The 22,027-nt window shown below is 38.2% G+C and carries 25 protein-coding genes, 1 pseudogene and 1 other annotated feature; of the genes and pseudogenes, 3 read left to right on the top strand and 23 right to left on the bottom strand.

Features of this window, described 5'->3' with window-relative positions; translation table 11 throughout:
• The coding region (locus J5566_RS05335; RefSeq protein WP_136117368.1) for an IS3 family transposase at nt 1-97 on the top strand (97 nt) is incomplete at its 5' end.
• Nucleotides 98-155: 58 nt separating this feature from the next.
• Here the strand turns inward: J5566_RS05335 and rplT are convergent.
• The 5 genes from rplT to J5566_RS05310 form a co-directional block, all read right to left on the bottom strand.
• Entirely contained in the window at nt 156-515 is a 360-nt protein-coding gene (gene rplT / locus J5566_RS05330; RefSeq protein ID WP_024531755.1) for a 50S ribosomal protein L20, read from the bottom strand.
• A gap of 48 nt (nt 516-563) precedes the next feature.
• Nucleotides 564-764 (bottom strand): 50S ribosomal protein L35, encoded by a 201-nt coding sequence (gene rpmI, locus J5566_RS05325; protein ID WP_024375714.1) that lies wholly within the window; start codon nt 762-764, stop codon nt 564-566.
• Between the two features lie 24 nt (nt 765-788).
• Nucleotides 789-1,310, bottom strand: coding sequence for a translation initiation factor IF-3 (gene infC, locus J5566_RS05320; protein ID WP_208562419.1), 522 nt, complete (start codon nt 1,308-1,310; stop codon nt 789-791).
• A gap of 25 nt (nt 1,311-1,335) precedes the next feature.
• Nucleotides 1,336-1,465 (bottom strand) — a sequence feature (ribosomal protein L20 leader region).
• Nucleotides 1,466-1,491: 26 nt separating this feature from the next.
• A complete protein-coding gene (cmk, locus tag J5566_RS05315) occupies nt 1,492-2,169 on the bottom strand; it encodes a (d)CMP kinase (protein ID WP_208562414.1) in 678 nt (225 codons plus the stop codon).
• Nucleotides 2,170-2,179: 10 nt separating this feature from the next.
• Nucleotides 2,180-2,689: an SAG1386/EF1546 family surface-associated protein gene (locus J5566_RS05310; RefSeq protein WP_208562413.1), complete on the bottom strand. Its 510-nt coding sequence runs from the start codon at nt 2,687-2,689 to the stop codon at nt 2,180-2,182.
• 46 nt (nt 2,690-2,735) lie between these two features.
• On the opposite strand from J5566_RS05310, the gene J5566_RS05305 reads away from it, so the two are divergent.
• Nucleotides 2,736-2,933: a ferredoxin gene (locus J5566_RS05305; RefSeq protein WP_208562412.1), complete on the top strand. Its 198-nt coding sequence runs from the start codon at nt 2,736-2,738 to the stop codon at nt 2,931-2,933.
• Here J5566_RS05305 and J5566_RS05300 read toward each other — a convergent pair.
• On the bottom strand, nt 2,922-3,410 hold the full coding sequence (locus J5566_RS05300; RefSeq protein WP_208562411.1) for an EbsA family protein: 489 nt from the start codon (nt 3,408-3,410) through the stop codon (nt 2,922-2,924). The genes J5566_RS05305 and J5566_RS05300 overlap by 12 nt on opposite strands.
• A gap of 478 nt (nt 3,411-3,888) precedes the next feature.
• Here J5566_RS05300 and J5566_RS10520 point away from each other — a divergent pair.
• Nucleotides 3,889-4,525: pseudogene (locus J5566_RS10520) on the top strand (transposase); the annotation flags it as partial.
• A 103-nt stretch (nt 4,526-4,628) separates the two neighbouring features.
• On the opposite strand, the gene J5566_RS05295 reads toward J5566_RS10520, so the two are convergent.
• From J5566_RS05295 to rfbB, 17 genes are all read right to left on the bottom strand, one after another.
• Nucleotides 4,629-5,774, bottom strand: coding sequence for a glycosyltransferase family 4 protein (locus J5566_RS05295; protein WP_208562410.1), 1,146 nt, complete (start codon nt 5,772-5,774; stop codon nt 4,629-4,631).
• On the bottom strand, nt 5,767-6,597 hold the full coding sequence (locus tag J5566_RS05290; protein ID WP_208562409.1) for a glycosyltransferase: 831 nt from the start codon (nt 6,595-6,597) through the stop codon (nt 5,767-5,769). Before J5566_RS05290 ends, J5566_RS05295 begins: the two co-directional genes overlap by 8 nt.
• Nucleotides 6,594-8,006 carry a polysaccharide biosynthesis C-terminal domain-containing protein gene (locus J5566_RS05285; RefSeq protein WP_208562408.1) on the bottom strand — a complete coding sequence of 471 codons (1,413 nt, stop codon included), beginning with the start codon at nt 8,004-8,006 and terminating at the stop codon, nt 6,594-6,596. Before J5566_RS05285 ends, J5566_RS05290 begins: the two co-directional genes overlap by 4 nt.
• A gap of 2 nt (nt 8,007-8,008) precedes the next feature.
• Nucleotides 8,009-9,361: a DUF2142 domain-containing protein gene (locus tag J5566_RS05280; RefSeq protein ID WP_208562407.1), complete on the bottom strand. Its 1,353-nt coding sequence runs from the start codon at nt 9,359-9,361 to the stop codon at nt 8,009-8,011.
• Between the two features lie 12 nt (nt 9,362-9,373).
• Nucleotides 9,374-10,312: a glycosyltransferase gene (locus J5566_RS05275; protein WP_208562406.1), complete on the bottom strand. Its 939-nt coding sequence runs from the start codon at nt 10,310-10,312 to the stop codon at nt 9,374-9,376.
• Between the two features lie 6 nt (nt 10,313-10,318).
• Nucleotides 10,319-11,263 (bottom strand): glycosyltransferase, encoded by a 945-nt coding sequence (locus tag J5566_RS05270; protein ID WP_208562405.1) that lies wholly within the window; start codon nt 11,261-11,263, stop codon nt 10,319-10,321.
• Nucleotides 11,264-11,265: 2 nt separating this feature from the next.
• Nucleotides 11,266-12,324, bottom strand: coding sequence for an NAD-dependent epimerase/dehydratase family protein (locus J5566_RS05265; RefSeq protein WP_208562404.1), 1,059 nt, complete (start codon nt 12,322-12,324; stop codon nt 11,266-11,268).
• Nucleotides 12,325-13,047 carry an IspD/TarI family cytidylyltransferase gene (locus J5566_RS05260; RefSeq protein WP_208562403.1) on the bottom strand — a complete coding sequence of 241 codons (723 nt, stop codon included), beginning with the start codon at nt 13,045-13,047 and terminating at the stop codon, nt 12,325-12,327.
• Nucleotides 13,048-13,049: 2 nt separating this feature from the next.
• On the bottom strand, nt 13,050-13,871 hold the full coding sequence (locus J5566_RS05255; protein ID WP_208562402.1) for a LicD family protein: 822 nt from the start codon (nt 13,869-13,871) through the stop codon (nt 13,050-13,052).
• 367 nt (nt 13,872-14,238) lie between these two features.
• A complete protein-coding gene (locus J5566_RS05250) occupies nt 14,239-14,856 on the bottom strand; it encodes a glycosyltransferase (protein ID WP_208562401.1) in 618 nt (205 codons plus the stop codon).
• A 3-nt stretch (nt 14,857-14,859) separates the two neighbouring features.
• Nucleotides 14,860-16,611 carry a hypothetical protein gene (locus J5566_RS05245; protein ID WP_208562400.1) on the bottom strand — a complete coding sequence of 584 codons (1,752 nt, stop codon included), beginning with the start codon at nt 16,609-16,611 and terminating at the stop codon, nt 14,860-14,862.
• Complete coding sequence (locus J5566_RS05240; RefSeq protein ID WP_027974737.1) at nt 16,601-16,957, bottom strand: DUF2304 domain-containing protein; 357 nt, start codon at nt 16,955-16,957, stop codon at nt 16,601-16,603. Before J5566_RS05240 ends, J5566_RS05245 begins: the two co-directional genes overlap by 11 nt.
• A 1-nt stretch (nt 16,958) precedes the next feature.
• On the bottom strand, nt 16,959-17,681 hold the full coding sequence (locus J5566_RS05235; RefSeq protein ID WP_208562399.1) for a glycosyltransferase family 2 protein: 723 nt from the start codon (nt 17,679-17,681) through the stop codon (nt 16,959-16,961).
• Nucleotides 17,678-18,619 (bottom strand): glycosyltransferase family 2 protein, encoded by a 942-nt coding sequence (locus tag J5566_RS05230; protein ID WP_208562398.1) that lies wholly within the window; start codon nt 18,617-18,619, stop codon nt 17,678-17,680. The genes J5566_RS05235 and J5566_RS05230 overlap by 4 nt, the downstream gene beginning before the upstream one ends.
• On the bottom strand, nt 18,616-19,764 hold the full coding sequence (gene cps2T, locus J5566_RS05225) for a beta 1-4 rhamnosyltransferase Cps2T (RefSeq protein WP_208562397.1): 1,149 nt from the start codon (nt 19,762-19,764) through the stop codon (nt 18,616-18,618). The genes J5566_RS05230 and cps2T overlap by 4 nt, the downstream gene beginning before the upstream one ends.
• A gap of 88 nt (nt 19,765-19,852) precedes the next feature.
• Nucleotides 19,853-20,704, bottom strand: a complete 852-nt coding sequence (rfbD, locus tag J5566_RS05220; RefSeq protein WP_208562396.1) for a dTDP-4-dehydrorhamnose reductase — start codon at nt 20,702-20,704, stop codon at nt 19,853-19,855.
• A gap of 54 nt (nt 20,705-20,758) precedes the next feature.
• Nucleotides 20,759-21,805 (bottom strand): dTDP-glucose 4,6-dehydratase, encoded by a 1,047-nt coding sequence (rfbB, locus tag J5566_RS05215; protein ID WP_208562395.1) that lies wholly within the window; start codon nt 21,803-21,805, stop codon nt 20,759-20,761.
• Between the last annotated feature and the right edge of the window lie 222 nt (nt 21,806-22,027).

Raw genomic sequence — 22,027 nt, 5'->3', positions numbered from 1 at the left:
TATTACAGATTATATTTTTTACTACAACAACAAACGAATAAAAGCAAAATTAAAAGGACTTAGTCCTGTCCAATACAGAACTAAATCCTTTCAATAATTATTTGTCCAATTTTTTGGGGTCAGTTCAAAGCCAGTCTTTTGAAAATATTCAAAGATTATTTTCCAAGTTTTGCTTTAGCAGCATCTGCAAGAGCAGTGAAAGCTGCTGCATCATTTACTGCCAAGTCAGCAAGCATTTTGCGGTTTACTTCGATTTCTGCCAATTTCAAACCGTGCATCAATTGTGAGTATGACAAACCGTTCATACGAGCAGCCGCATTGATACGAGTGATCCACAATTTACGGAAATCACGTTTTTTCTGACGGCGGTCACGGTATGCATAGTAGTAAGAGTTCATTACTTGTTCTTTCGCAGTGCGGAACAAGAGATGTTTAGCTCCATAGTAACCTTTAGCTAATTTTAAAATACGTTTACGGCGTTTACGAGAAACAACGCCACCTTTAACACGTGCCATTTAATTTTCCTCCAAATAATTCAAATAATAGTAGTACAGTATCAGTGCTTAGCGCATTTGTGTAAGCATTGACTTGATACGCTTAAAGTCACCAGCATGTACCATACCTGCTTTACGAAGGTGACGACGTTGTTTTTTAGTTTTACCGTGGAAACGGTGTGAAGTATATGCGCGGAAGCGTTTCAATCCACCAGAACCTGTACGTTTGAAACGTTTAGCTGATGCGCGGTGAGTTTTTTGTTTTGGCATGATATTCTCCTTTTGCTAAAAAGCTTATTTTTTGTCTGAAGCTGGGGCCAATTGCATAAACATTTGACGTCCGTCCATCTTAGCACGTTGTTCGATAATCGCAATGTCTTGCGTTGCTTCAGCGAACTCCGCTAATACTTTCGCTCCAACTTCCTTATGGGTAATCATCCGACCTTTAAAGCGGATTGATACTTTGACCTTGTTCCCTTTTTCAAGGAACTTACGGGCATTACGAAGCTTAGTCTCGAAATCCCCCTTGTCAATAACTGGGCTGAGACGAACTTCTTTCACAGTGACAACACTTTGTTTTTTGCGTTGTTCTTTCTGTTTCTTCTGATACTCAAATTTGAACTTACCGTAGTCCATAATTTTCGCAACAGGTGGTTTAGCTTGCGGTTGAATCAATACTAAATCAACGTTAGCTGCGTCAGCTAATGACTGGGCTTCGTTAAGTGGTTTGATTCCTAACTGTTCACCGTCAAGACCGATTAGACGAACTTCACGCACTCGAATTTCATCATTGATGAACAAATCTTGCTTTGCTATGGCTTTTCACCTCATTTTATTTTTTTCGAGAAAAACGAAACGGACTTGCTACACAAGTCCGCACTACATCATTAGTCTTTCCGAAGAAATCTTGAACATGTAGGGCCAGACAACGTTAGTCGCAAGGCGAGAAGCTCTCACTTCTGCTTTTCTCAATACGACTATTCTATCATGTCCCAAACTATCTGTCAAGGATTTCTTTCGCTTTTTCTGAAATAAATGCAACAACGCCGTCGATTGACACACCTGTCGTATCGAAAGTAATGGCATCATCTGCTGCTTTCAGTGGAGAAACTGCTCGGGTACTGTCTTTCAAATCACGCGCCGCAATCTCCTCTTTCAAGGTTTCCAAGTCTGTCTCGATGCCACGTTCCGTATTTTCCTTAAAACGACGAAGGGCACGCTCTTCCACTGAGGCAATCAGGAAAATCTTGAGTTCTGCCTGAGGTAAGACAACCGTACCGATGTCACGACCGTCCATAACAATACCACCTGCTTGGGCAATCTGCTGCTGCAAATCGACCAGCTTCTCACGAACTGGAGCCAGAGCAGACACCCAAGATACGTTGTTGGTCACATCATTATCGCGAATGGCAAGGCTGACATCACGTTGGCCAAGGAAGACCTGTTGCTGACCGTCCGCACTTCTCCCAAAGGAAATAGGCTCTTTGTCTAACAAGGAAAGGAGAGCATCTACTTCTTGCTCACCTAGCTTGTTTTCCAAAGCCAGCAAGGTTACCGCACGGTACATGGCACCTGTGTCCAGATAGGTGTAACCAAAGTTTTTTGCAATAATTTTAGCAACCGTCGATTTTCCACTTGAAGCTGGGCCGTCAATAGCAATTTGAATTGATTTCATCTTTCCCCTTTTACTTAATCCGAACAACGTCACCAGGATGAGCCAACCAAGAACCAGTTGTCATCTTTTCAGGATTCAAACTTTCTAACTGGGCAATAGAAATCCCCGCACGCGCAGCTAGTGACCCAACACCTTCACCTGGTTGAACTGTTAATGTTGAACCATCTCCTGTATCCGTCAAAGAGCTACTGGAAGAAGGGGTTGTTTCTTCGCTAGAAGCTTCCGTTAATGCTTCCGTACTCTCGCTTGATTCAGTCGGAGATGATGAGGTACTCGTTTCAGTTGATGAACTAGCTACAGCAGAACTAGCACTTGGATTATAAAAACCTTCTGTTGAATTTGTATTGCTGCCGCCCATTGACAAATAAAGTGCTGTGATAATAATTCCCAAAACAATTATCGCAAAAATAACGGCTAATATTGTAAATACCTTCGTACTAGAATAGCCCTTCATCAAACGACTCTTGCGACTGGTTTCAGTTGCTTCGTAAATTTCTTCATTCCATGGTTCCTGTGACATAATGCTTCTCCTTGTCTTTTTTATTATAAATCGTTAAAATATAGGTATGAAAATTCAATTAATTCCAGAAAAATGTATCGCTTGCGGCCTCTGCCAAACCATCTCAAATGAATTTGACTATGATGATGACGGAATTGTCCTTTTAGCATCCGACCCAGCATCCCTAGAAAAAGAATTTCCAGACCAATTAGAATTATTACTTGCAGCCAAATCCTGTCCAACCAAAGCCATTTTAGCGGACTGATTTGGCTTTTTCTGAATAATATACTTCAAAGTAATCTTGTTTTTTTAAATGGTCAACCAGCTCTACTTCACCTTGGAAGTGACTATGAAGGGCCAAATCATTAATAAAATATTTCTTGGGCCATTTCCGCATACAAAAGGACAAGCCCGATGGATAATCGTTAGAGTAGAGTGTGATAGAAAGAATCGATACCTCTACTTTTTCTATACTTGCAATCGAGATGCGATTCTTACGAAAAGGATTTGCAGAAGCAATTCGCAAATCAGCTTCTTCCAATACAAAATAACGATGAAAGCCTGCTCCAAATAACAGGATAAATACCAAGAAGAGGATAAAAATCACATTTGGAATCCTAGCTTTTTCATACAAAAGCGACAGACCAATGAATACTGGCGCCACAGCCATAGACCAATAAATGATTGCCCAGGCCAACTCTGGTTGCCAATGGTAGCGAACCTTACCAAAGATTTTAATCATAGTACCACCTTCATATTATTTTAGCATAAAAAGAAATATTTTCATACGGAAAAATTCAGTCTTTTTATAGAACAATTGGATTTTTGGTAGAAAAAACTTTCTAAAGCATTCCCTCTCTCATAAAATTAATAGCTTCAAATACCACTTTTGTACAGTTTAACAAATAAAAGCAATAGCCGCACAACAGAATTTTTTGAAAAATTTCCATATTTGTTGCTTTTTGAGAGTAAAAAATCCCTACCTAGTATACTCACATTAGAAAAACTCCTATGGAGGTAACTCGAGAATCAAGGAGGTGAGTCTTGAGCTTATAAATTGAAAAGCGAAGATTCTATCCTAAATTTCCTCAGAATTAGAGACAAATAATCATCATTGATGAGTATAGTATGAGTACTCGTTCACTTGAATTACACTGACTATGACCTAGAATCAGCTAGCTTCTCGCTACTTATTCTTCTTAAACAACATTTATTAAAAGAAAATGAGTTTAATTGTACAAGATTTCAACTCCTTAGATGTCATCAATATCCCTGATAGAAGAACCAAATTAATTAGTTGAAACCACTTTCTAAGCTACCCTAAAAGGTACGAAATCGAGCAAAGTCAGAATTTTGCACCTACTACAAATTGGCTAAATAACCATCACCTAACGCTAAAATTATTCTACACCGCTTCCACATTGTGTAGAATCTCCGTCATGTTAAACGGATTCGGATACAAATCTTGAATCAATTCAATAGAAAATCTCACGAATATGAAGCTTAGACACACTACAGGACTTTGATACAATAAGATTGCCACAAGCACAGTAATAAACAATTTTATCGTCCTATGTTGCGGGTGCATTTGAAATCCTAGAAAATCTCTAATCCTCTTCAGATGAGTTTCAATAGCATTATGAACGTTACCAGTTACTCTTATTTCATTACCAAGAAAAGAACTCAAAACACTTCTTTTCCATCATCGAACAGAAAATAATATGCTACTAACAGCCTTATCAAATTCTTTAAAAACAATGCCGATAGTTTCAGTAAATTCCAAAAGTGTAAAAAACGGTTTTTGATTGCCCCAACTATTAAAAAGAGAAGACCAAATGGGTCCTCTCAAAATGTTAAACTTTCCTAATCCTATTACAGTTGATAGAGAGCGTTAATTTACTTTGGAATGTTTTTCAATATACTTCATTATTTGGTAATTCCAGAACATCTTTTTATACCTTCATCGCATACCTTTCAATATATTCTCCACATGCTTAGCTGTTTGTGTCCAAGTAAAATTCTCTAAAATCTGTTTATGGATATTAACTTGTAAAGCTAGCCTTTTAGTCTCATCAGCTACCAAATCCTTCAAAGCATGCGCTAAGGACTGCACATTTTCTTCAATGATAACACCCAAATCATCACAATTGATGACTTCAATGGTCCCCCCTCTATCAGTAGCGATAATGGCAGAGCTTAACAGACCAGCTTCCAGGATTGAAGTCGGTAAACCTTCTGGATACATTGATGGATAAACAAAAATATCCGTCTGCGCCATCAAAGACATAGTGTCCTTAAAGTCACATTTCCCAAGAAAACGAATACGGTCTGACCCATATTGTGCTCTCAACTCATCAAACAGAGGGCCGTCTCCAGCGATATTCAACTTAACTGTATCCGGAAACTGACTAAGTTCGAAAGCTTCCAAAAGAACTTCTATTCCTTTTTCTTTAAGCAAGCGCCCAGCATAGGTGACAAAAATCTCATCCTCAGACTTATCCAACAAACGACTTGTTGAAAAATCTAGAGCCAGATTAGCTGGAACCGAATTATAAATCACACCTTCAGCTTTTATCCCAAAATGCGTCAGCCATTGGGCGGAGCGCTCCGAGACCGCATAAAAATGTTTGGTCAGTCGCTTCACATAGGCAGTTAGCACATGCTCATATATAGCACCAAAGAAATCAAGAAAACGATTATTAACCGTAAAGTGACTCGACCCATGATCGATGACTAGGCTAGGAATGCCTTTCCTCTTAGCAAAGCGGAGCCCCGTAAGAGTTGTGAGGTGAAAGCGGGTATTGCAGATAACATAGTCAATCTCTTCCTCTGACAAAGCAGCCATCAACTGACGATAAGCATCATTGATATCTAAGATAGGATAACGTTGCTTGAAAAGGTTCTTAACAGGGAGACGGTAAATCACACGTCCATCTAGCATTTTCTCACTATCAGCTAAACTCTCATCATGCTTGCTAGTCACCATGATGATGCGGTATCCCATCTTTGTCAGTTCTTCCGTCAACTTGTCCGTATAACGCTCAATACCTCCTAAAAAAGGCAGATAGTATCCTGAAAAAAAGGCAATTGTTTTTTGGTTAGACATTTTTTTCAACCTTTACTTTCAAACCGTCAATCAAACCACGAACCATAGCTGATAATTTTTGCCATTTCTGATTTTCATAAAGAAAAATTTTAATAAACTCATCACGGCACTGAATTAAAAAAGATTTTGTTGTAGCATTTTTCCCATATTTTTTATATAAATAAACACTATTTCTAACGCGATAATATTTTCGGAGTGCAGAGTGATTAGAGGTATAGGCTGTTCTACCCAAGAAATTTATTTTCTTAGCTTCACCTATTTCATGAATAAATCCAATTTGATTGACCCTATAAACTTTATAACCAAGACGTTGGAACTCAAAGTTAATATCGTAATCCACCATATCAATAAACATCCATTCATCAAAACGCTTGGAAATTTCAAAAACTGACGTTTTCATCAAGGCAGCCGAGGTGATCACACATGAAACCTCCTCAAATTTATTACTATAGATTCTTAAATCTTCCTGATTCAAATCTCGATATAAACAGGATAATGTTCCTACTTGAGGTAAATCCAAATACGGCATATAAATCTGCATTAAATCATCATTGATAATCGTATCTTGATCCAAAGTAAGAAACCAGTTGTAATGATTATCAATAGCATATTGACCGATAATATTTAAAGCAGCGGCAATCCCCTTGTTTGAGTGCAAAGGAATGACTTCCACTTCTGAAAAAGTAGTCTGGAGAATTGATAGATTATCTGAGCCATTATCGACAATAACTAATTTATCCACTTGAGAAATAACTGCTTCGATATTTTTTCTCAGACGCTCTATTTCAGGATTAAAGGTCACAATTCCTGCCAAAAATTTCATCGTTTAAAATCCTTTACTAACGTAATAACTGGTGCTTTTAATAGAAGCACCATACATATATAAATTGTAGCACCTAGAACCGCTTGTAAGGTATAGTTCAATAGATTGACAGACATATGATTATTCAAATAGTGAACAACCCCCATTGTTACAAATGCGGATAGACTGTATTTCCACATACCATTTGTCAATTCTCTGAAACTAAAGACATCTCTGAGGGAATAAGCTTGATAACCAGACACAACTAACTCAGTCAGAACTGTTGAAATCACTGCACCCATGGCGCTCATTCTTGGAATCAAAATTATATTTAAAATAATATTTGTCACCAATCCTGCAACTGCCGAAATGGTATAGTCTTTAGTTCTCTTGGAAGCTAGGAGATATTGTGTCCCTAAAGCATTTCCGTAAGAAATGAGGATAATCATTAATGATTGAACTTGCATCAAAGGGGCAACAGGGCCGTATTCATTACCGAAAAAGTACGTAGCAAAAGTCCCTGAAACAGCTACTAATCCTGCAATCAAGAGCATTGAAATCGCATTGCTAAGGTCAATCAACTTCAGCAAAAGACTTCTAGCATCCTCTCTTTTATTTTCAGAAAAGAGTGCTGATAAACGAGGAAGAAAAACTCCACCAATAGAAGCTACCAAAGTGAACAGAATTCTTACAATCTTATCTGACTGGTCAAAATATCCTGCACTAACGACAGTATCCATCAAACCTAACATACTTTTATTGAGAGATAAATAAATTTGCATGGTAATTTGAGGCAAAAAAAGACCCAAGGTTGGTAGGAAGTGTCTCCAGATATTGAGTTCTCTCAGCGGAAGCCATATAACCTCTGTCTTTAGATAAGGCCACACTGTTAAATTTCCTAGAACGGTAGAACCAGCAATTAAAGCCATGTAAATCCAAAGATCTTCTGCAGTCTTAACAAGTAAGAAAGTGAGAACCACTGTCGTTAGTCTAACAATTGTATTTCTAACAACAATTCTCTTAAAATCTTCCCGGCCAGTGTAATACCAGGAAATATCCGTTGCAACAGATAAAAGATTAAGTCCTTGAATAAGAAAATAAAATTGCCATTTGTTACTAGCTATGACCAATACTAGAAACACCAGACTAGAGGCTGCAGTTGAGGCAAATTTTAGCAAAACCAATTCCCAAAAAACTCTACTACGCTTCTCTCTATCTCTTTGAACATACGCAATTTCACGATTCCCATAAAGACCAACTCCAAGCGCTGCAGCCAATGTAAAGTAAGTAACAATGGATCCCGTATACGCATTGATTCCAATTCCTTCTGGAGATAGAACTCTTGCAACATAAGGTGTTGTAATCAGTGGCAATAATAATGCCAAAATTTGATATGAAGCATTATAAATCATATTTTTAACTAATTTCATACTTACCTCATTATAAGTCCAATGGTGGTATCAAAAATCAATAAGACATTTGAAACAATAACCAATAGGGTCACAAAGATTGGTACAACCTGACGTGCCGAACGATTTAATTGTGGCATCACAGCCGACCCCATCAACTGCAAGAGTAACAAGGTAGGTGTGAAATAGCGACCTTGAACTCCTTCAATATAACTCGTTCTAGCCCCGTTATAGCCAAGCATTGTGTAATAGACACCCAAAACACCTATCGTAAAGAATAAAAAGGCAACATATCCTAGGTACTTAATTTTAACAAATTTTTGTTCTGAAAAAATAACAAGAAAAATCATTAAATACCAGACAGCTGATACCCAAATCGGTATATAGTTCTGGCTAGGATATGGAGCTGCTAACCAAGAGGTGATATCATTGGAAAGTAAATCAAGACCTGCATAATTGTAACCAAAAGTCATCAAATAGCGTTGAATAACGTAAAATAAACCGCCATGATTCCGTGTTAGAAAAATAGCCGCAATAAAGCCTAGTCCTAATACTGCCAAAGTTGAAAAAACAATATTTCGTTTACGTAAAACTATTTTTTGTCCTAACTGTATGATTTTCTGACGGATTTTATCAAACGATTCCGTAAAACTCAATTCTAAAATCGGCCACAAAGCAATTAGAAACCAATAGTTCCATTTGGAAGCTGTAATAATAAAGAAACTGCCCAATAAAAATTTGTTGCGATTCTGACGAGTAATTCTCTGTTCAGCTATAGCATTGAAGACCACCATCAGGAGAAATGCAACCGCAACATATCCTGTAGAATCGTAGGAAAGACTTGCAAAAGAGTTTAATGCCACAGGACTTAAGAAAATAGCAAAATAAATCAACTTCCCAAATTTGGCTTTTTTTATAATGAGACCTATTAGTATACTATTCAATATCACAGATAAAAGCCTAGCTACAGTAATCATAACTCCCATAGAAGGGTATATATATTTACCGATAAGTAGTCCAATCCCCGGCACAACGTGCCCCCAGAAAGTAAAATCAAGATAGCTGTATCTAATGTCACGTGGCATATCGCTATCTTCTATAAAGACTGCTTTATTCAGGTAGTACTTTTCAAAACGCGTTCCATTTTTATAAGAGCTCCCCTGTCTTGCCATACCAGAGTCAATCCTATACTCTCCGTATCTTGAAGTGTCAATAATGTTATTAACAACTTTCCCTGAAACTGCCAAATGATATTGTCCATCTGGTTCATTAAAAAAGGGCATGAAAAGGCTGAAAATGGTACCTATGGTCAAAGCCAAAACCAGATATGTTTTATGAATATGCTTTGGTTCAAAGACCTGCATCAATTTTTTCATTCTAACTCCATATTATTTTTTAAATAAGAAAATGGCATCGCGTAAGCGATTTGTCAGGCTGTCATAATAGTTTCCATCCGTCACCATCTGTGTTAAAGTTGCAAAAAATTTCTTCTGCTTTGCATTTGTCAAGCGTCTACGGTTAAAATCCAAATAGGCTTGTGCCTTGGACAAAGCTAAGCTTTTTTTTTCTCTTAGGACTGGGACAAGTACTTGATAATAGCTTTTTACGATATGGAGCTCAGCGATGTGTCTGGCATGATTACTGTGCAGACCAAGAATATTTCCACTAGCATTTCCACCGTGACGAACATGAAGTCCAACCGGTTGATTCAGATTATAACCTGTTTCCAAAATCCCTGAGATACCAGCCATTAAATTATCATGCGAAGTTATCAACTCTTCGGTATAATATTTAACAACAATATCAAGAAAAGTTTTTCGGAGACAAAAAGTCCAACCCTGACGGTAATTATGATAAGAAAAATCTTTTGGATATTGCGAAAGTTGATTTTCCCTATCGGTAAACTCAAAGTTGTTAGGAACAGTCGCCTCCTGCTCAGTAACTTCAATATCAATATCAGCGCTTAATAAATCAATGTCTGTACGTTCTTCCATGACTGTAACTTGTCGTTCGTTTTTGTCAAAATACCATATATCATCTTGATCTGAGAAAAAAACATAGTCCACATCATAAGAAACAACATCTAACATCAACTGGCGAAAGTTTAGACGCCATCCTAAATTGGGTTCATTTTTCTGAATGGACCAACCTGATAAATTATATCTCTGGATATAATTTTTTACCACTTCTACCGTATCGTCTGTCGAACAATCATCCCGCATGAGAACATAGTCCGGAGCCAAAGTTTGCTTACGAATTGAATCTAATTGTTTCTCAATAAATTGACTGCCATTATAGGTAGCCATCAAAACTGCTGTTTTTACCATAATTCCTTACTTTTTAAATGAAAAAATCAAGTCTCTCGCTACTGCATTCATATTTTCATAATATGATAAGTGAGAAATAACAAAGAAGAGATTTTCCATTACTTTATTAGAGTGCGCCACTTCATATCGCTCTTTGTAAAACTCACTAACTTCAGTCAAGATTTTACTATTATCATGCCTGTAATAACTTGCTACTTGTGCAATAACTTCATAAAAGCGATAAAAAACATAAAGTCCTTCTATGTGTTTCTGTTTTGAAGATTTTATCGTAAAGACGTATTTCTTATTTCCACTCGCATTGTTTTCATATCGAATATGGCTCCCAACTTTAACGTTCATGTTAGCCGCCCGATCAGTCATTGCTGCCGCAATTGAAGTCAGATTATCATGCGAAATCTGATCTCCCTCCTTCCAGTAGCTTACTACAATGTCAGAAAATAATTTCCGTAAACAGAATGTCCAACCCGGACGGTAAGTTCTATAAGTGAAAATATTAGGATAGGATGATACCTGTTGCTGCTCATCAAATTGGAACTGATCCGGAACCGTTGCCCGATCGGAACGAACCTCTATATCAATATCCGCACTCAACAAATCAATATCTTGTCGTTCTTCCATGACTGTAACTTGTCGTTCATTTTTATCTAAATACCATATATCATCTTGATCTGAGAAGAAGACATAGTCCACATCATAGGAAACAACATCTAACATCAACTGGCGGAAGTTTAGGCGCCATCCTAAATTGCTGGCATTCCTCTGTATTGACCAGCCAGATAAATTATATTTCTGGATATAATTTTTTACCACTTCTACCGTGTCGTCTGTCGAACAATCATCCCGCATTAGGACATAATCTGGAGCCAGAGTTTGCTTGCGAATTGAATCTAATTGTTTCTCAATAAACTGACTACCATTATAGGTAGCCATCAAAACTGCTGTTTTTACCATTTTTATCCCTCAAAACTTCGAACGGTCTTAATAAGTCCCACTTCAAGAGGAACTTGCTTTGTCCAACCCAAATTTTCAATTTTACCAGTATCCAAATGGCTATCCCCCATCCTGCTATAACCAGCACTCATTGATTGTGGAATATTAAAGACAACTTTCATCGCTTTTTCTGGAAAAAGTTGAACTAAAAGCTGCGCTAGCTCACGTATCATAATAGGTCTATCTTCATTTGCCACATTGTAGGCCTGTGTGATCTCTCCATTTAGCATAATTAGAAAGAGTCCCGCCACAGCATCAGACAAGTAACAAAATGCACGCTCAGCAGTACCAGCACTTTTTAGAATAATATCTTCATTTTTGAGAACATTATTGATAAGATCGCTCATAATGCGACCATCATTAGCCGTTTCCATGCCAGGACCGTAGGAATGCGCAATTCGTGCCACAGTGAATGGTACCTCATACTGATCGTAATATGAACGAAGAAGAGTCTCAGCCATTCGCTTACTTTCTGGGTAACAAGCTCTACTTTCTAAAATATCAAAAGCACCATAGGCTTCCTCATTGATTTTTTCAGCAATCGGTTTTCCATAAATTTCACGTGTTGATAAGAATAAGAAATTCGTTACCTTTTTCTCACGCGCAAAATTCAATAGATGAAGCGTTCCAATCGTATTGGCCTCAATGATACCAACTGGATCATTGAGAATAAAGCGCGGACTAGCATTGCTAGCAGCATGTACAATATAATCAACTTCTTCCTCATAAGCAAATTGCTTTGTCACATCATGTTCTAGCAATTCAAAATAATCGTGCCCCAACACATCAGCAAATCTCAATTTTGCCTTTTCTATATTTCGAGCTGTAGCAACAATCTTGGTTTGGCTATTTTTTTGCTCATTGAGTGCTACTAATGCATAGACCATGTAAGTTGCCAACATGCTGTTAGCACCTGTAATAAGAACTGTTTTTCTTTTTAACCTATCCCAAGCAATGGCCTTATCGTTCAGAAGTCGATTCATATCATCTTGAACAATCGTATTTTTATATGAAATCATCATTTACAACCCAAAAATTTGTGCGTTTTCTTTAGCATCATGAAGTGCTTTGAAGGTGTAAAAATCGTCTGGCGTCGTGATTTTTATATTTTCAGAAGGACCCTCAACAATTTTCAACTTGCGATTATACATTCCCATCAGAGTGCTTGAGTCAATCGCATTGGTAATTCCTTTAGCGATAGCATCACGTTGTACTTCAAGAATATCCTTTAAATAGAAACTCTGCGGTGCCTTTGCAATAAAAGAACGCATGCGATCAACCACTTCATCAATATTGTTGTCACTATCAATTAAAACGACCGTTTCCTTGGCAGGTACAGAAGTAATCGCAGTGCCACATTCCTTCACTGTAGCAATATTATCAGAAATAGTCTGAGCATTGATAAGGGGACGAACACCATCATGAATAAGCACAATAGCTTCTTCATCACCAGCCATATTCTCAGCAGCCTCAAGACCATTGAAAATAGACATTTGGCCCGTTTCACCACCTGAAACAACTGCTTTGACCTTTGTCAAAGAAAACTTGGTCACCAAGCGATTCATGTAATCCAACCAATCAGCCACACAAACCACTACAATGGCATCAATCTCAGGGTGATTTTCAAAAAGTTCAATAGTGTGAACAATAATTGGTTTGCCATGAACTTCTAAAAATTGCTTAGGCAAACCTTTTGATTGCATACGTGAGCCAACACCCCCGGCAAAAATAACACCAATATTCATGACTACTCCTTCCAATACCATGTATAATAATCGTGGCTTTCACGTTTATTCTCTGGCGGCAATTCCATGTAGGAAGCTCCATAGAGCTGATTGAGGTAAACCTTATCCTCTTTAATTTTACGAACGGTCAGATGTTCAAAAGATATGTCTTCATATGTATCAAAGATTTCAGCTGGGAAACATTCTCTCAAGCGATAGCGTGAATCTGTATATCCTCTGTATTTTGCGCTGGTTGCATTATAAGTTGACATCACTTTATCCACTTGTTCTGCTTTTTGCTTAGCTTGACCGTGATAAAGAGCAAAGCGAGGCATACCTAAAATTAAGCGAGCAAAAGCGAAAAGATGGTTTGAACCGCTAGCAAAATTGGGAAAGGTCGTACACTTAAGATTCTCTGCTGCTGACCTCACTTTTTTGAAAAAGCGGTTGCGTTCTTCTTGACTGTCTGGCAATTTATCAATCGGGAAGATATCAATAAATAATCCTGTCCATGGGTGAATACGGTCAGTCTTGCTAATATAACAAGACTTACTATGATAAAGCTTTGCAAAAGGCCAGAGATTACGCTCTGTCGAATGGTGTAGCAATTTAAAATCAGGATTGTTATCTTCAGCAAGAATCTTCATTAGCCGTTCATAGTGACTACGTTCCAGCATTAAATCAATATCATCATCCCAAGGAATAAAACCTTTGTGCCGCATAGCACCAAGAAGACTTCCCCCACCAAGAGAATATTCTATGTGATTGTCCCTAGCAATCTGATCAATGTATGCTAACATATCGAGTTGAATCTGACGCATTTCTGCTTGACTTATTTGACGCATGAATTTATTTTCGGATAGACTAGATTAGAGCGACAAGAATGTCAATCAACATCAACTTATTAAATCCGAATTCTCCTCTTTTTAGTTTTGTAAATTGCAGACCTCTACGATGGATAAGAGCTTTGTATTCTTTCTCAATCCTTAAGTACATCTGTCTTGCATCTTTTTTGATACTAGAATTAGATGTGAGTTCTTGAATACTAGTTAGAACTGTCATTAGGTTTTCATAAAAAATCTTTGTTGTTTTTTTCTGATTTTTTGCTTGTTGAATAATACTTGGAGTCTTTTGAACACTTGTAGCATTACTTGAATGTTGACGATATTTAATGAATTGTCTATTAAGATAGTAAGTACTATTACGAGCAGCTCACAAAATAAACAAGCCCACATCATGCGCAATCGAATTATCTCGATGAGACTGCACTTTTAAAAATTCTTGACGAATGGTATCCGTAAACAAGAAGCAACACCCTAGAAAAGGATGATGTGAAAAATGAGCAGCCTGAGGAACCTTTTCAAGCTCACCATCATTCTTAGAAATTCCTAATTTTTCATAAGAATCGTTCAAAATCTTTTTAACACCAACATCTGAAGTGTAATAATATTCGATGCGATGCATGAGCACCTCGATTTGAGGATTACTTTGCATGGTATCAAGCATGACTTGACACTTATTCAAGTTCCAAATATCATCCTGATCACATAGAAATACAAAGTCACTTGAAACAGCCTCCATTAGAGCTAGAAAGGATTTTTTCCAGCCTATATTCTTACCAGGAATAATATTCCATGATAGCCTCGGATGCTTACCTGCATATTCGTTCAAAATTGCCAGAGTATTATCGCTTGACCCATCGTCTCGGACGAGAAAAGTAACAGATACTTCTGGATTGTCTAGAATCGTTTGCTGGACAATACTATCTAGCTGCTCTTTCAAAAATTCTTGACCATTGTAAGTTGACATGGCAATGGTTACACGAATCATTTTCTATCCTTTCCTAATCACAAGGTAGGCAATATCAGCTACTACCAAAATTGTTACCACTATAAAAATCAATGCCATCCAGTATGGGTTGGGAAGCAAAGTTGCATTCTGACCTTCCTTGAGAATCTGTAATGCATTATACTCCGTTTTTCCATAATCTAAATCAAGGATAAATCCGTTAACCTGATAATCTCCAAACTGTGCTTTTGATTCACTATCCTTAGTTGCTTTAAATATTTGAACATCAGTGGCTTCGGCATATCCCTCAGGTCCATTTACCTGCTTCAAAAAATAGGTATATTCACCAGATAAGCCTCGCAACTTGAATAAGGCCTCATTACTTTTTGTTTGATTACTTTCATCATATGCCCAGATTTTTTCGTTAAATGGCAGAGCAGACTTGTAGCCATCCAAATAAATGATTTGATTGCCAGAAATTGTGAAATTTGACTCAGCCTCTATCAAACGCCCTTTTTCAAGTTCAGATTTCTCCCAACTCAACTCTTTTTCAGAGTTGTAGTTCAAAATAGAGACCTGACCTGATTTATCAAAGCGTCCAAGAATATACTCTGCGCCCGTCAACAGCTCATGACTGTTCCCATCTGTCATAACAAAGTTAACGTTGTTACTATAAACTTGAGGAGTCAAAAGATATTTTCCATCCGCTATGACATAAATACCTTGGCGGATATTTTGATTTTCAACAACTAAATTCTTAGTAAACCTTTTTTCTTCCTCTGTATCGGATTGATAAATATCAATAAGATACGAAGCTGTAGATACAACATGTCCTGTAACTGTTATAAATTCATCAGATCTGCTATTAACGTCAACCTTTATTTTTTTTATCGCTTGTAACTTTGATAAGGCAGTTTCAAATTCTTGTTCATCGGTCTCACTGTATGGTTTTGAAAGTTTAAAAATCTCACCATCTAAGCTTACATTTGCAGGTAAAGGCTCAATATTCACCAATGTCCCATCCTGCCCCTTTTTTTCACGTACAAAATGAACTTCTTCAGTAAATGGTGCATTGATCTCATCAATAATAAAATTTGGAGATACTTCGAGTTCAAGAGAGGAAATACTTTCTAACGGAATTTTATAAGTCACGCTTTCCCCAATATCAGCTGTATGATATCCATCAATTTTAGTTGCATCTACCGTGATAGTCCCTTGGTCAATGAGCGTATTCCCTAAATATACTGTCTCTTCTTTATCATCAAGTTTGATTACTTCAAAGCTATTATCATTTGAGTTTTGGAAAATCGTCCATCCTTGTTTAAGTTCTGCAATAGATAGCCCCTCCTCTGAGGTAAAACGATATCGAGCATTTTCTGGAATATGAAGAGGAACTTGCATTTGAAACTCGTTAAGTACATTTAGAAAGGGCCGGTTATCTCTATACAAAACTTCCAACACAGCCTTACTTTCCTCTTCGGTGAGTTCAACTCCCTCTCCAAACACAAGTGTGTCTGATAGTCGAATTGTCTTCCCCTTAACTTCATAAAGTTTTTTGAAATCGTCTACAGTATAGTGGTCAAGTTCATTGTTCTCAAACGTGCCAGACCGGATTTTTTCAAAGGCAACTTGATAATTTGTCGCCTGAATTTGAATACTATAAATAGGGTTATTATTATAATAGTAATAGGCACTAACTTGTGATGTTTGGTTTTGCTCCTTTGCCTGTGTAGTTGGCATCAATAAAAACAATCCCAAAATTAGAGCGATAAACGCCATTTTTTTCTTATTTACCATCTTTGTCTCGTTCATGTAATTCTTTTTTGAGGAGGGAAACTTCCTGTATTAAGGTTTTAATTTCTTGTTCTCTCTTAGCCGAATGTGTTGTGTCACTAATTTCTAAGAAAAATAGAAAAACTAATGCAGAGAAGAGCAGAAAGTTAATTGTAAATCCAAAGCCTATTTTGTGAGCAACGTAGGCAACACTTGTCGGAAAGATACTGATAAAGATGAGCATCAGACCAACTAAGAGCCAAGGTAGGGCTTTTTTTACTGAAAAGGAATGACGATTGACCATACGGACAATGAAAAACATCAGCAATACTGCTAGGACAATCATCTCAACTTGTAACAGTAAACTCATGTTAATTCTCCTTCATGTAAGCTGCCAAGATGATCGATGTCAGTACATCAACCATATAGGTGACTGATTTTAGGGCACTAATGCTAGAGACACCTTCTGTCCGTTCAAACATATTGGCCGAGATCTCTTCAACACGATAACCCTTTTTCAAAACACGAACAATCGTCTCCGGCTCAGGATAAGCAACCGGATAACGTTTAGCAAAATAGGAAACAATTTCTTTATTAGCCACACGATAACCGCTAGTGGTGTCATAAATTCGCTTATGTGTTGTTAATTTAATCAAATTTGAAATCAGGTTAATCCCCATACGGCGCATAGCGGTTGATTGAAAATTTTCTTTTGTCTTGTCCACAAAACGAGAACCAATAACAAAATCACAACTTCCATCTAAGACAGGTGCAACTAGATTTACAATACTTGCAATATCGTGCTGTCCGTCACCATCAAACTGAACCGCAGCATCGTAGTCATTGCGCTCAGCATAGATATAACCTGTTTGTACAGCTCCGCCAATTCCTAGATTTCGAACCAAATCCACATGATTTATGTTATGTTCATCTAAAATCTGAGGTGTCTTATCCTTTGAGCCATCATTGATAACCAAGTAATCTAATTGAAAGGCTAGATGATTTCTCTTTTTAAAATCTTCAATAGACTGAACGGTTCTTAAGATGCTTCCTTCTTCATTGTAAGCTGGAATGATAATTAGAACTTTTTTCATTTGTTTCTTTCGTTATAAATATTTGTCAGTAACAAAAATCTAAAAACAAAAATATGTTTCCATTGATTTTTAGAATACTTGTATTTCAAAATCCTTGATAGGCGCCCAATAAAACTTTGCTTATCGATATCAATAAATTTTTCAATCATTTCACGAGCATCTTTGGGAAGAGCTAAAAATTTAAGAAGATAATTTGCTTGCTTTTGAGTATCGTGAATTAATTTCCAATAGCGAGTAAATATATATCTTGGACCTAATCTAAAAATTTTAAATCGCTTATCCAGAGTTCTAGCGCCTAATACATTGTTACCATGTTGACGGTAGAGTTCACCAGGTTGGTCGATGTAAATAAGTTTTCCGAGGGCGCTGGCGAGGAGGGCTAGATACCAGTCATGCATGATGATTGTTTCGTCACCTTGCCAGAGTTGAGCTAGGGCATGATTGAACATGGCAACGCCACCGGTTACGGTATTCTCTGTCAATTCTTGGACCAATTGCGTATTGGCATGGTGAGACTGGCTTCGAATCATGCTTTCGTTTAAAACTCTCAGGTTTTCGTCAACCACCTTGAGATCCATATAAACCATAATTGGCAGATCCTCAGGATGTTTTGCAATCTCATCTAAACAGACCTGCATCTTATCTGGCAGCCACACATCATCTTGATCACATAAAAAATAATAATCAGCAGTTTCTTCTGTCAAAACTGCGTGAAAACTAGCGATGACTCCGAGATTTTGTCTATAATTTTTATTGATAAATCGTATGCGAGAATCCTGTTCACAAAAAGATGAAATGATATCACAAGTTTTATCTGTTGAACCATCATCGCGAATCAATAAGTTCCAGTCTTGGAATGTCTGGGCCTTAATAGACTCAATCTGCTCTGCTAAAAATCGTTCACCATTATAGGTGGACATGAGAATATTTACTTTCATTCTTGAAATAAAGCCTCGTATTGTTTCACAATTGTATCCCAAGTATATCGTTCAGCTATCAACTTTTTAGCAGCAATACCTCGGTCTTTTTGCGCACTTGAAATAGTCAGTTGGTCAATCCACTTTGTTAGGTCATATGGCGATTTGTCCCAGTAGTAAACCGTATCTAAGGCGACTTTTTTATTAAAATCAACACCTAATACCAAGTTTTCATCGGTATGGCCAAGGGCCTCTAGCAAGCCTGGATTGGTTCCTCCGACCTCGTGACCATGTATGTAGGCACGACAGGCCTGACGAAGGTATTTCAAGAGGTCTTGCTGATAGATGGTACCAATAAACTTCACTCGTTTATCTTTTGAGAATCCTGTCTTCTCATCTAGCTTTTCGAAATATGCAGATCCTTGGTAGTTGCATACAATTACTAAATCCATCTGAGTCTTGGATTGTAAAAACTCCTTAAGAATCCACTCATAGTTATTTTCAGGTACAAATCGACCGACCACCAAGAAATACTGACTTTCTTTCAAATCCCACTGTTCAAACAATTCTCGAACTTGAGGTGAATCCGAGGTGAGTTGGGAGGGCGTCTGATCGGTACCATAGGCGATGAACTGGGTCTTGACACCTGGATAGACCAGATGTAAATAGTCTTCAATGCCCTGGTTATCAGCAACAATCAAGTCAGCCTTTTGTGCCATCATTTTCTCAGAAAATTTCAGGTAGGCCTGAACTAGTTTGGGCCATTTAGCACGTTTCCACTCCAATCCGTCAGGGTTGACAAGGAGCTTACCGCCAACAGAGTGAATCATATAAGCAAAGGGAACGATAAAGCCACCTATGGTATTTCCCAAAATATAGAAAATAGGAGAATCAATTGCCTGTTTTTTGACTATAGAAATCGCATAGCGGATAGCCAACATGTCATAAGCGATTACACGAGCTGGACCGAGTTTAGGTGGATTAATAGTGAAACAATCTACACCATTAAAATCAAAATGTGTCTGATGTTCCGTATCTGAGAGACAAGCCACATGGTATTGAATTGTTGGATCTTGTTGATGGGTCACTAGCTGTTCAACGAAAGTCTCAAAACCACCGTATTTAGCCGGAAGTCCTCGACTTCCAATGATAAAAATATGTTTCATACTACCTTCGCTTAAAAATTGTAATCAGATAATTATACCATATTTTCGACTGGATTTCATGAAAAAAGCGAGTCCATGCTCGCTTTCCTTATTTTTCATTTTGCTTATAAAAGGCTTCCAATGCTTCTTGCCAGGTTGGGATAACAAAGCCTGTTGCCTTAGCCTTGTCCAAGCTCATGGTTGAGTTGAATGGACGTTTGGCTTTGGCCGGGAACTGGCTAGAATCCACTGGCAATACTTTGGTATTAGTATTTTTGAGGATTTCAGTCGCAAAGTCAAACCAAGTCGTATCTTCTGCCGCATCATTTGACAAATGGTAGTAACCAAATTCTTGACCAGTTTCCACCAAGTGTACCATAAATTCTGCCAAGGTACGTGTCCAGGTTGGGCGACCGTGTTGGTCATTTACAACCGTTAAAGTATCGCGGGTTTCAGCAAGATTTTGCATAGTGAAAACAAAGTTTTTACCATAGTTACCAAAGACCCAGGCAGTACGAACTGTGTAGAACTTGTCTGCGAATTTCTCGACCGCTTCTTCACCCAGACGCTTGGTACGACCGTATTCAGATTGAGGATCTGGTTGATCATCTACTTGCCACTCTTGACCGACTGGCAATTCCCCATTGAAGACGTAGTCTGTTGAGATATAGACAAGGGTCGCATCGTATTTAGCGGCTGCCTTGGCAACATTTTCAGAGCCTGTTACGTTAATCTTGTAGTTGAGTTCCTTGCCCTCATCTTCTGCCATATCAACAGCTGTGTAGGCTGCACAGTGGTAAACGACGTTCGGCTTGACTTCTGCAAAGAAGGCATCCACTTTCTCTGCATCCGTAATGTCCATTTCTGCTACGTCAGCGGCAACATACTCGACACCACGCTCATCCAAGAGATAACGCAATTCTGTACCCAACTGACCATTTGCACCTGTAATTAAAATCATGTTTGCTCCTCGTTTCAAGAAAGGCTTGGGCCAAAGCCCCAGCCTTCAATTGTCTTATTTAATAACTTCCTGTGTCTTAGCATAGTTGGCTTCAACAGCTTCTTTTTCAGCCTTCCACCAGTCTTGGTTGGCTGTGTACCACTGGATGGTTTCTTCCAAACCTTCAGAGAAGTTTGTAAACTGTGGTGTCCAACCAAGCTCGTCACGAAGTTTACTTGCGTCAATAGCATAGCGCAAATCGTGTCCTGCACGGTCAGTCACGTGGTCATATGCATCTTTTGGTTGACCCATTTTTTCAAGAATCAATTCAAGCACTTCTTTGTTGTTCTTCTCACCATCAGCACCGATTAGGTAAGTTTCACCCATACGGCCTTTTGTCAAGATTGCCCAAACACCAGTCGAGTGGTCATTGGTATGAATCCAGTCACGAACGTTCTTACCTTCACCGTACAGTTTTGGCTTAATTCCCGCCAAGATGTTGGTGATTTGACGTGGGATAAATTTCTCGATGTGTTGATAAGGTCCGTAGTTATTTGAACAGTTTGAAATGGTTGCTTTAACGCCAAATGAACGTACCCATGCTTTGACAATCAAGTCTGATGCAGCCTTGGTTGATGAGTATGGCGAAGATGGGTTGTAGTTGGTTTCCGCAGTGAATTTCTCACCTGGACCTTCGCCATGACCTGGCAAATCTTCACGCAAAGGAAGATCGCCATATACTTCATCAGTTGATACATGGTGGAAACGGATGTCGTATTTACGAGCCGCTTCAAGCAAAGTGTAAGTACCGATAAAATTTGTATGGATGAATGGGCTTGGATCGTTGAGGGAGTTGTCGTTGTGGCTTTCTGCCGCATAGTGAACAATGGCATCTGCCTTAGCAGCCAATTTGTCAACCAATTCAGCATCTGCAATGTCGCCAACAACAAGCTCCACACGGTCACCAAGAATAGCTTCCAAGTTGGCCTTGTTTCCAGCATAAGTCAATTTATCCAAGACAGTCACATGGACGTCTGGATGGTTATTGTAAACGTAGTGCACAAAGTTTGAACCGATGAAACCAGCTCCACCAGTTACGATAATATTTTTAAATTGAGACATTTTTTTCTCCGAAAAGTTTTTTCTTTAGTTGATAGTTTCCTTAGGCAGTGGGGACGCCAGCACCCCTTCGGGATCATGACTAAATTTTGAACCTAAGGTTTCAAAATTTCCCTGAAAGATTACGCAATTCGTAATCTTGCTTTCACTACGGCGGAAACTATCGATTTGGGCTCGCAATGCTCGCTCTCTTTGATTAAGGGGCTACTTGACTATTTCTTTCAA

This window comes from Streptococcus suis (assembly GCF_017601095.1).
Classification (GTDB): Bacteria; Bacillota; Bacilli; order Lactobacillales; family Streptococcaceae; genus Streptococcus; species Streptococcus suis_Z.
The sequence above is the reverse complement of the archived record's forward strand: the minus strand, read 5'-3'. Positions and strand labels throughout refer to the sequence as shown.

What these genes read in the sequence shown, in the direction of transcription:
- rplT (WP_024531755.1), bottom strand. Translation starts at nt 515, where the DNA reads ATGGCACGTGTTAAAGGTGGCGTTGTTTCTCGTAAACGCCGTAAACGT.
- rpmI (WP_024375714.1), bottom strand. Translation starts at nt 764, where the DNA reads ATGCCAAAACAAAAAACTCACCGCGCATCAGCTAAACGTTTCAAACGT.
- cmk (WP_208562414.1), bottom strand. Translation starts at nt 2,169, where the DNA reads ATGAAATCAATTCAAATTGCTATTGACGGCCCAGCTTCAAGTGGAAAA.
- J5566_RS05310 (WP_208562413.1), bottom strand. Translation starts at nt 2,689, where the DNA reads ATGTCACAGGAACCATGGAATGAAGAAATTTACGAAGCAACTGAAACC.
- J5566_RS05305 (WP_208562412.1), top strand. Translation starts at nt 2,736, where the DNA reads ATGAAAATTCAATTAATTCCAGAAAAATGTATCGCTTGCGGCCTCTGC.
- J5566_RS05300 (WP_208562411.1), bottom strand. Translation starts at nt 3,410, where the DNA reads ATGATTAAAATCTTTGGTAAGGTTCGCTACCATTGGCAACCAGAGTTG.
- J5566_RS05295 (WP_208562410.1), bottom strand. Translation starts at nt 5,774, where the DNA reads ATGTCTAACCAAAAAACAATTGCCTTTTTTTCAGGATACTATCTGCCT.
- J5566_RS05290 (WP_208562409.1), bottom strand. Translation starts at nt 6,597, where the DNA reads ATGAAATTTTTGGCAGGAATTGTGACCTTTAATCCTGAAATAGAGCGT.
- J5566_RS05285 (WP_208562408.1), bottom strand. Translation starts at nt 8,006, where the DNA reads ATGAAATTAGTTAAAAATATGATTTATAATGCTTCATATCAAATTTTG.
- J5566_RS05280 (WP_208562407.1), bottom strand. Translation starts at nt 9,361, where the DNA reads ATGAAAAAATTGATGCAGGTCTTTGAACCAAAGCATATTCATAAAACA.
- J5566_RS05275 (WP_208562406.1), bottom strand. Translation starts at nt 10,312, where the DNA reads ATGGTAAAAACAGCAGTTTTGATGGCTACCTATAATGGCAGTCAATTT.
- J5566_RS05270 (WP_208562405.1), bottom strand. Translation starts at nt 11,263, where the DNA reads ATGGTAAAAACAGCAGTTTTGATGGCTACCTATAATGGTAGTCAGTTT.
- J5566_RS05265 (WP_208562404.1), bottom strand. Translation starts at nt 12,324, where the DNA reads ATGATGATTTCATATAAAAATACGATTGTTCAAGATGATATGAATCGA.
- J5566_RS05260 (WP_208562403.1), bottom strand. Translation starts at nt 13,047, where the DNA reads ATGAATATTGGTGTTATTTTTGCCGGGGGTGTTGGCTCACGTATGCAA.
- J5566_RS05255 (WP_208562402.1), bottom strand. Translation starts at nt 13,871, where the DNA reads ATGCGTCAAATAAGTCAAGCAGAAATGCGTCAGATTCAACTCGATATG.
- J5566_RS05250 (WP_208562401.1), bottom strand. Translation starts at nt 14,856, where the DNA reads ATGATTCGTGTAACCATTGCCATGTCAACTTACAATGGTCAAGAATTT.
- J5566_RS05245 (WP_208562400.1), bottom strand. Translation starts at nt 16,611, where the DNA reads ATGGTAAATAAGAAAAAAATGGCGTTTATCGCTCTAATTTTGGGATTG.
- J5566_RS05240 (WP_027974737.1), bottom strand. Translation starts at nt 16,957, where the DNA reads ATGAGTTTACTGTTACAAGTTGAGATGATTGTCCTAGCAGTATTGCTG.
- J5566_RS05235 (WP_208562399.1), bottom strand. Translation starts at nt 17,681, where the DNA reads ATGAAAAAAGTTCTAATTATCATTCCAGCTTACAATGAAGAAGGAAGC.
- J5566_RS05230 (WP_208562398.1), bottom strand. Translation starts at nt 18,619, where the DNA reads ATGAAAGTAAATATTCTCATGTCCACCTATAATGGTGAACGATTTTTA.
- cps2T (WP_208562397.1), bottom strand. Translation starts at nt 19,764, where the DNA reads ATGAAACATATTTTTATCATTGGAAGTCGAGGACTTCCGGCTAAATAC.
- rfbD (WP_208562396.1), bottom strand. Translation starts at nt 20,704, where the DNA reads ATGATTTTAATTACAGGTGCAAATGGTCAGTTGGGTACAGAATTGCGT.
- rfbB (WP_208562395.1), bottom strand. Translation starts at nt 21,805, where the DNA reads ATGTCTCAATTTAAAAATATTATCGTAACTGGTGGAGCTGGTTTCATC.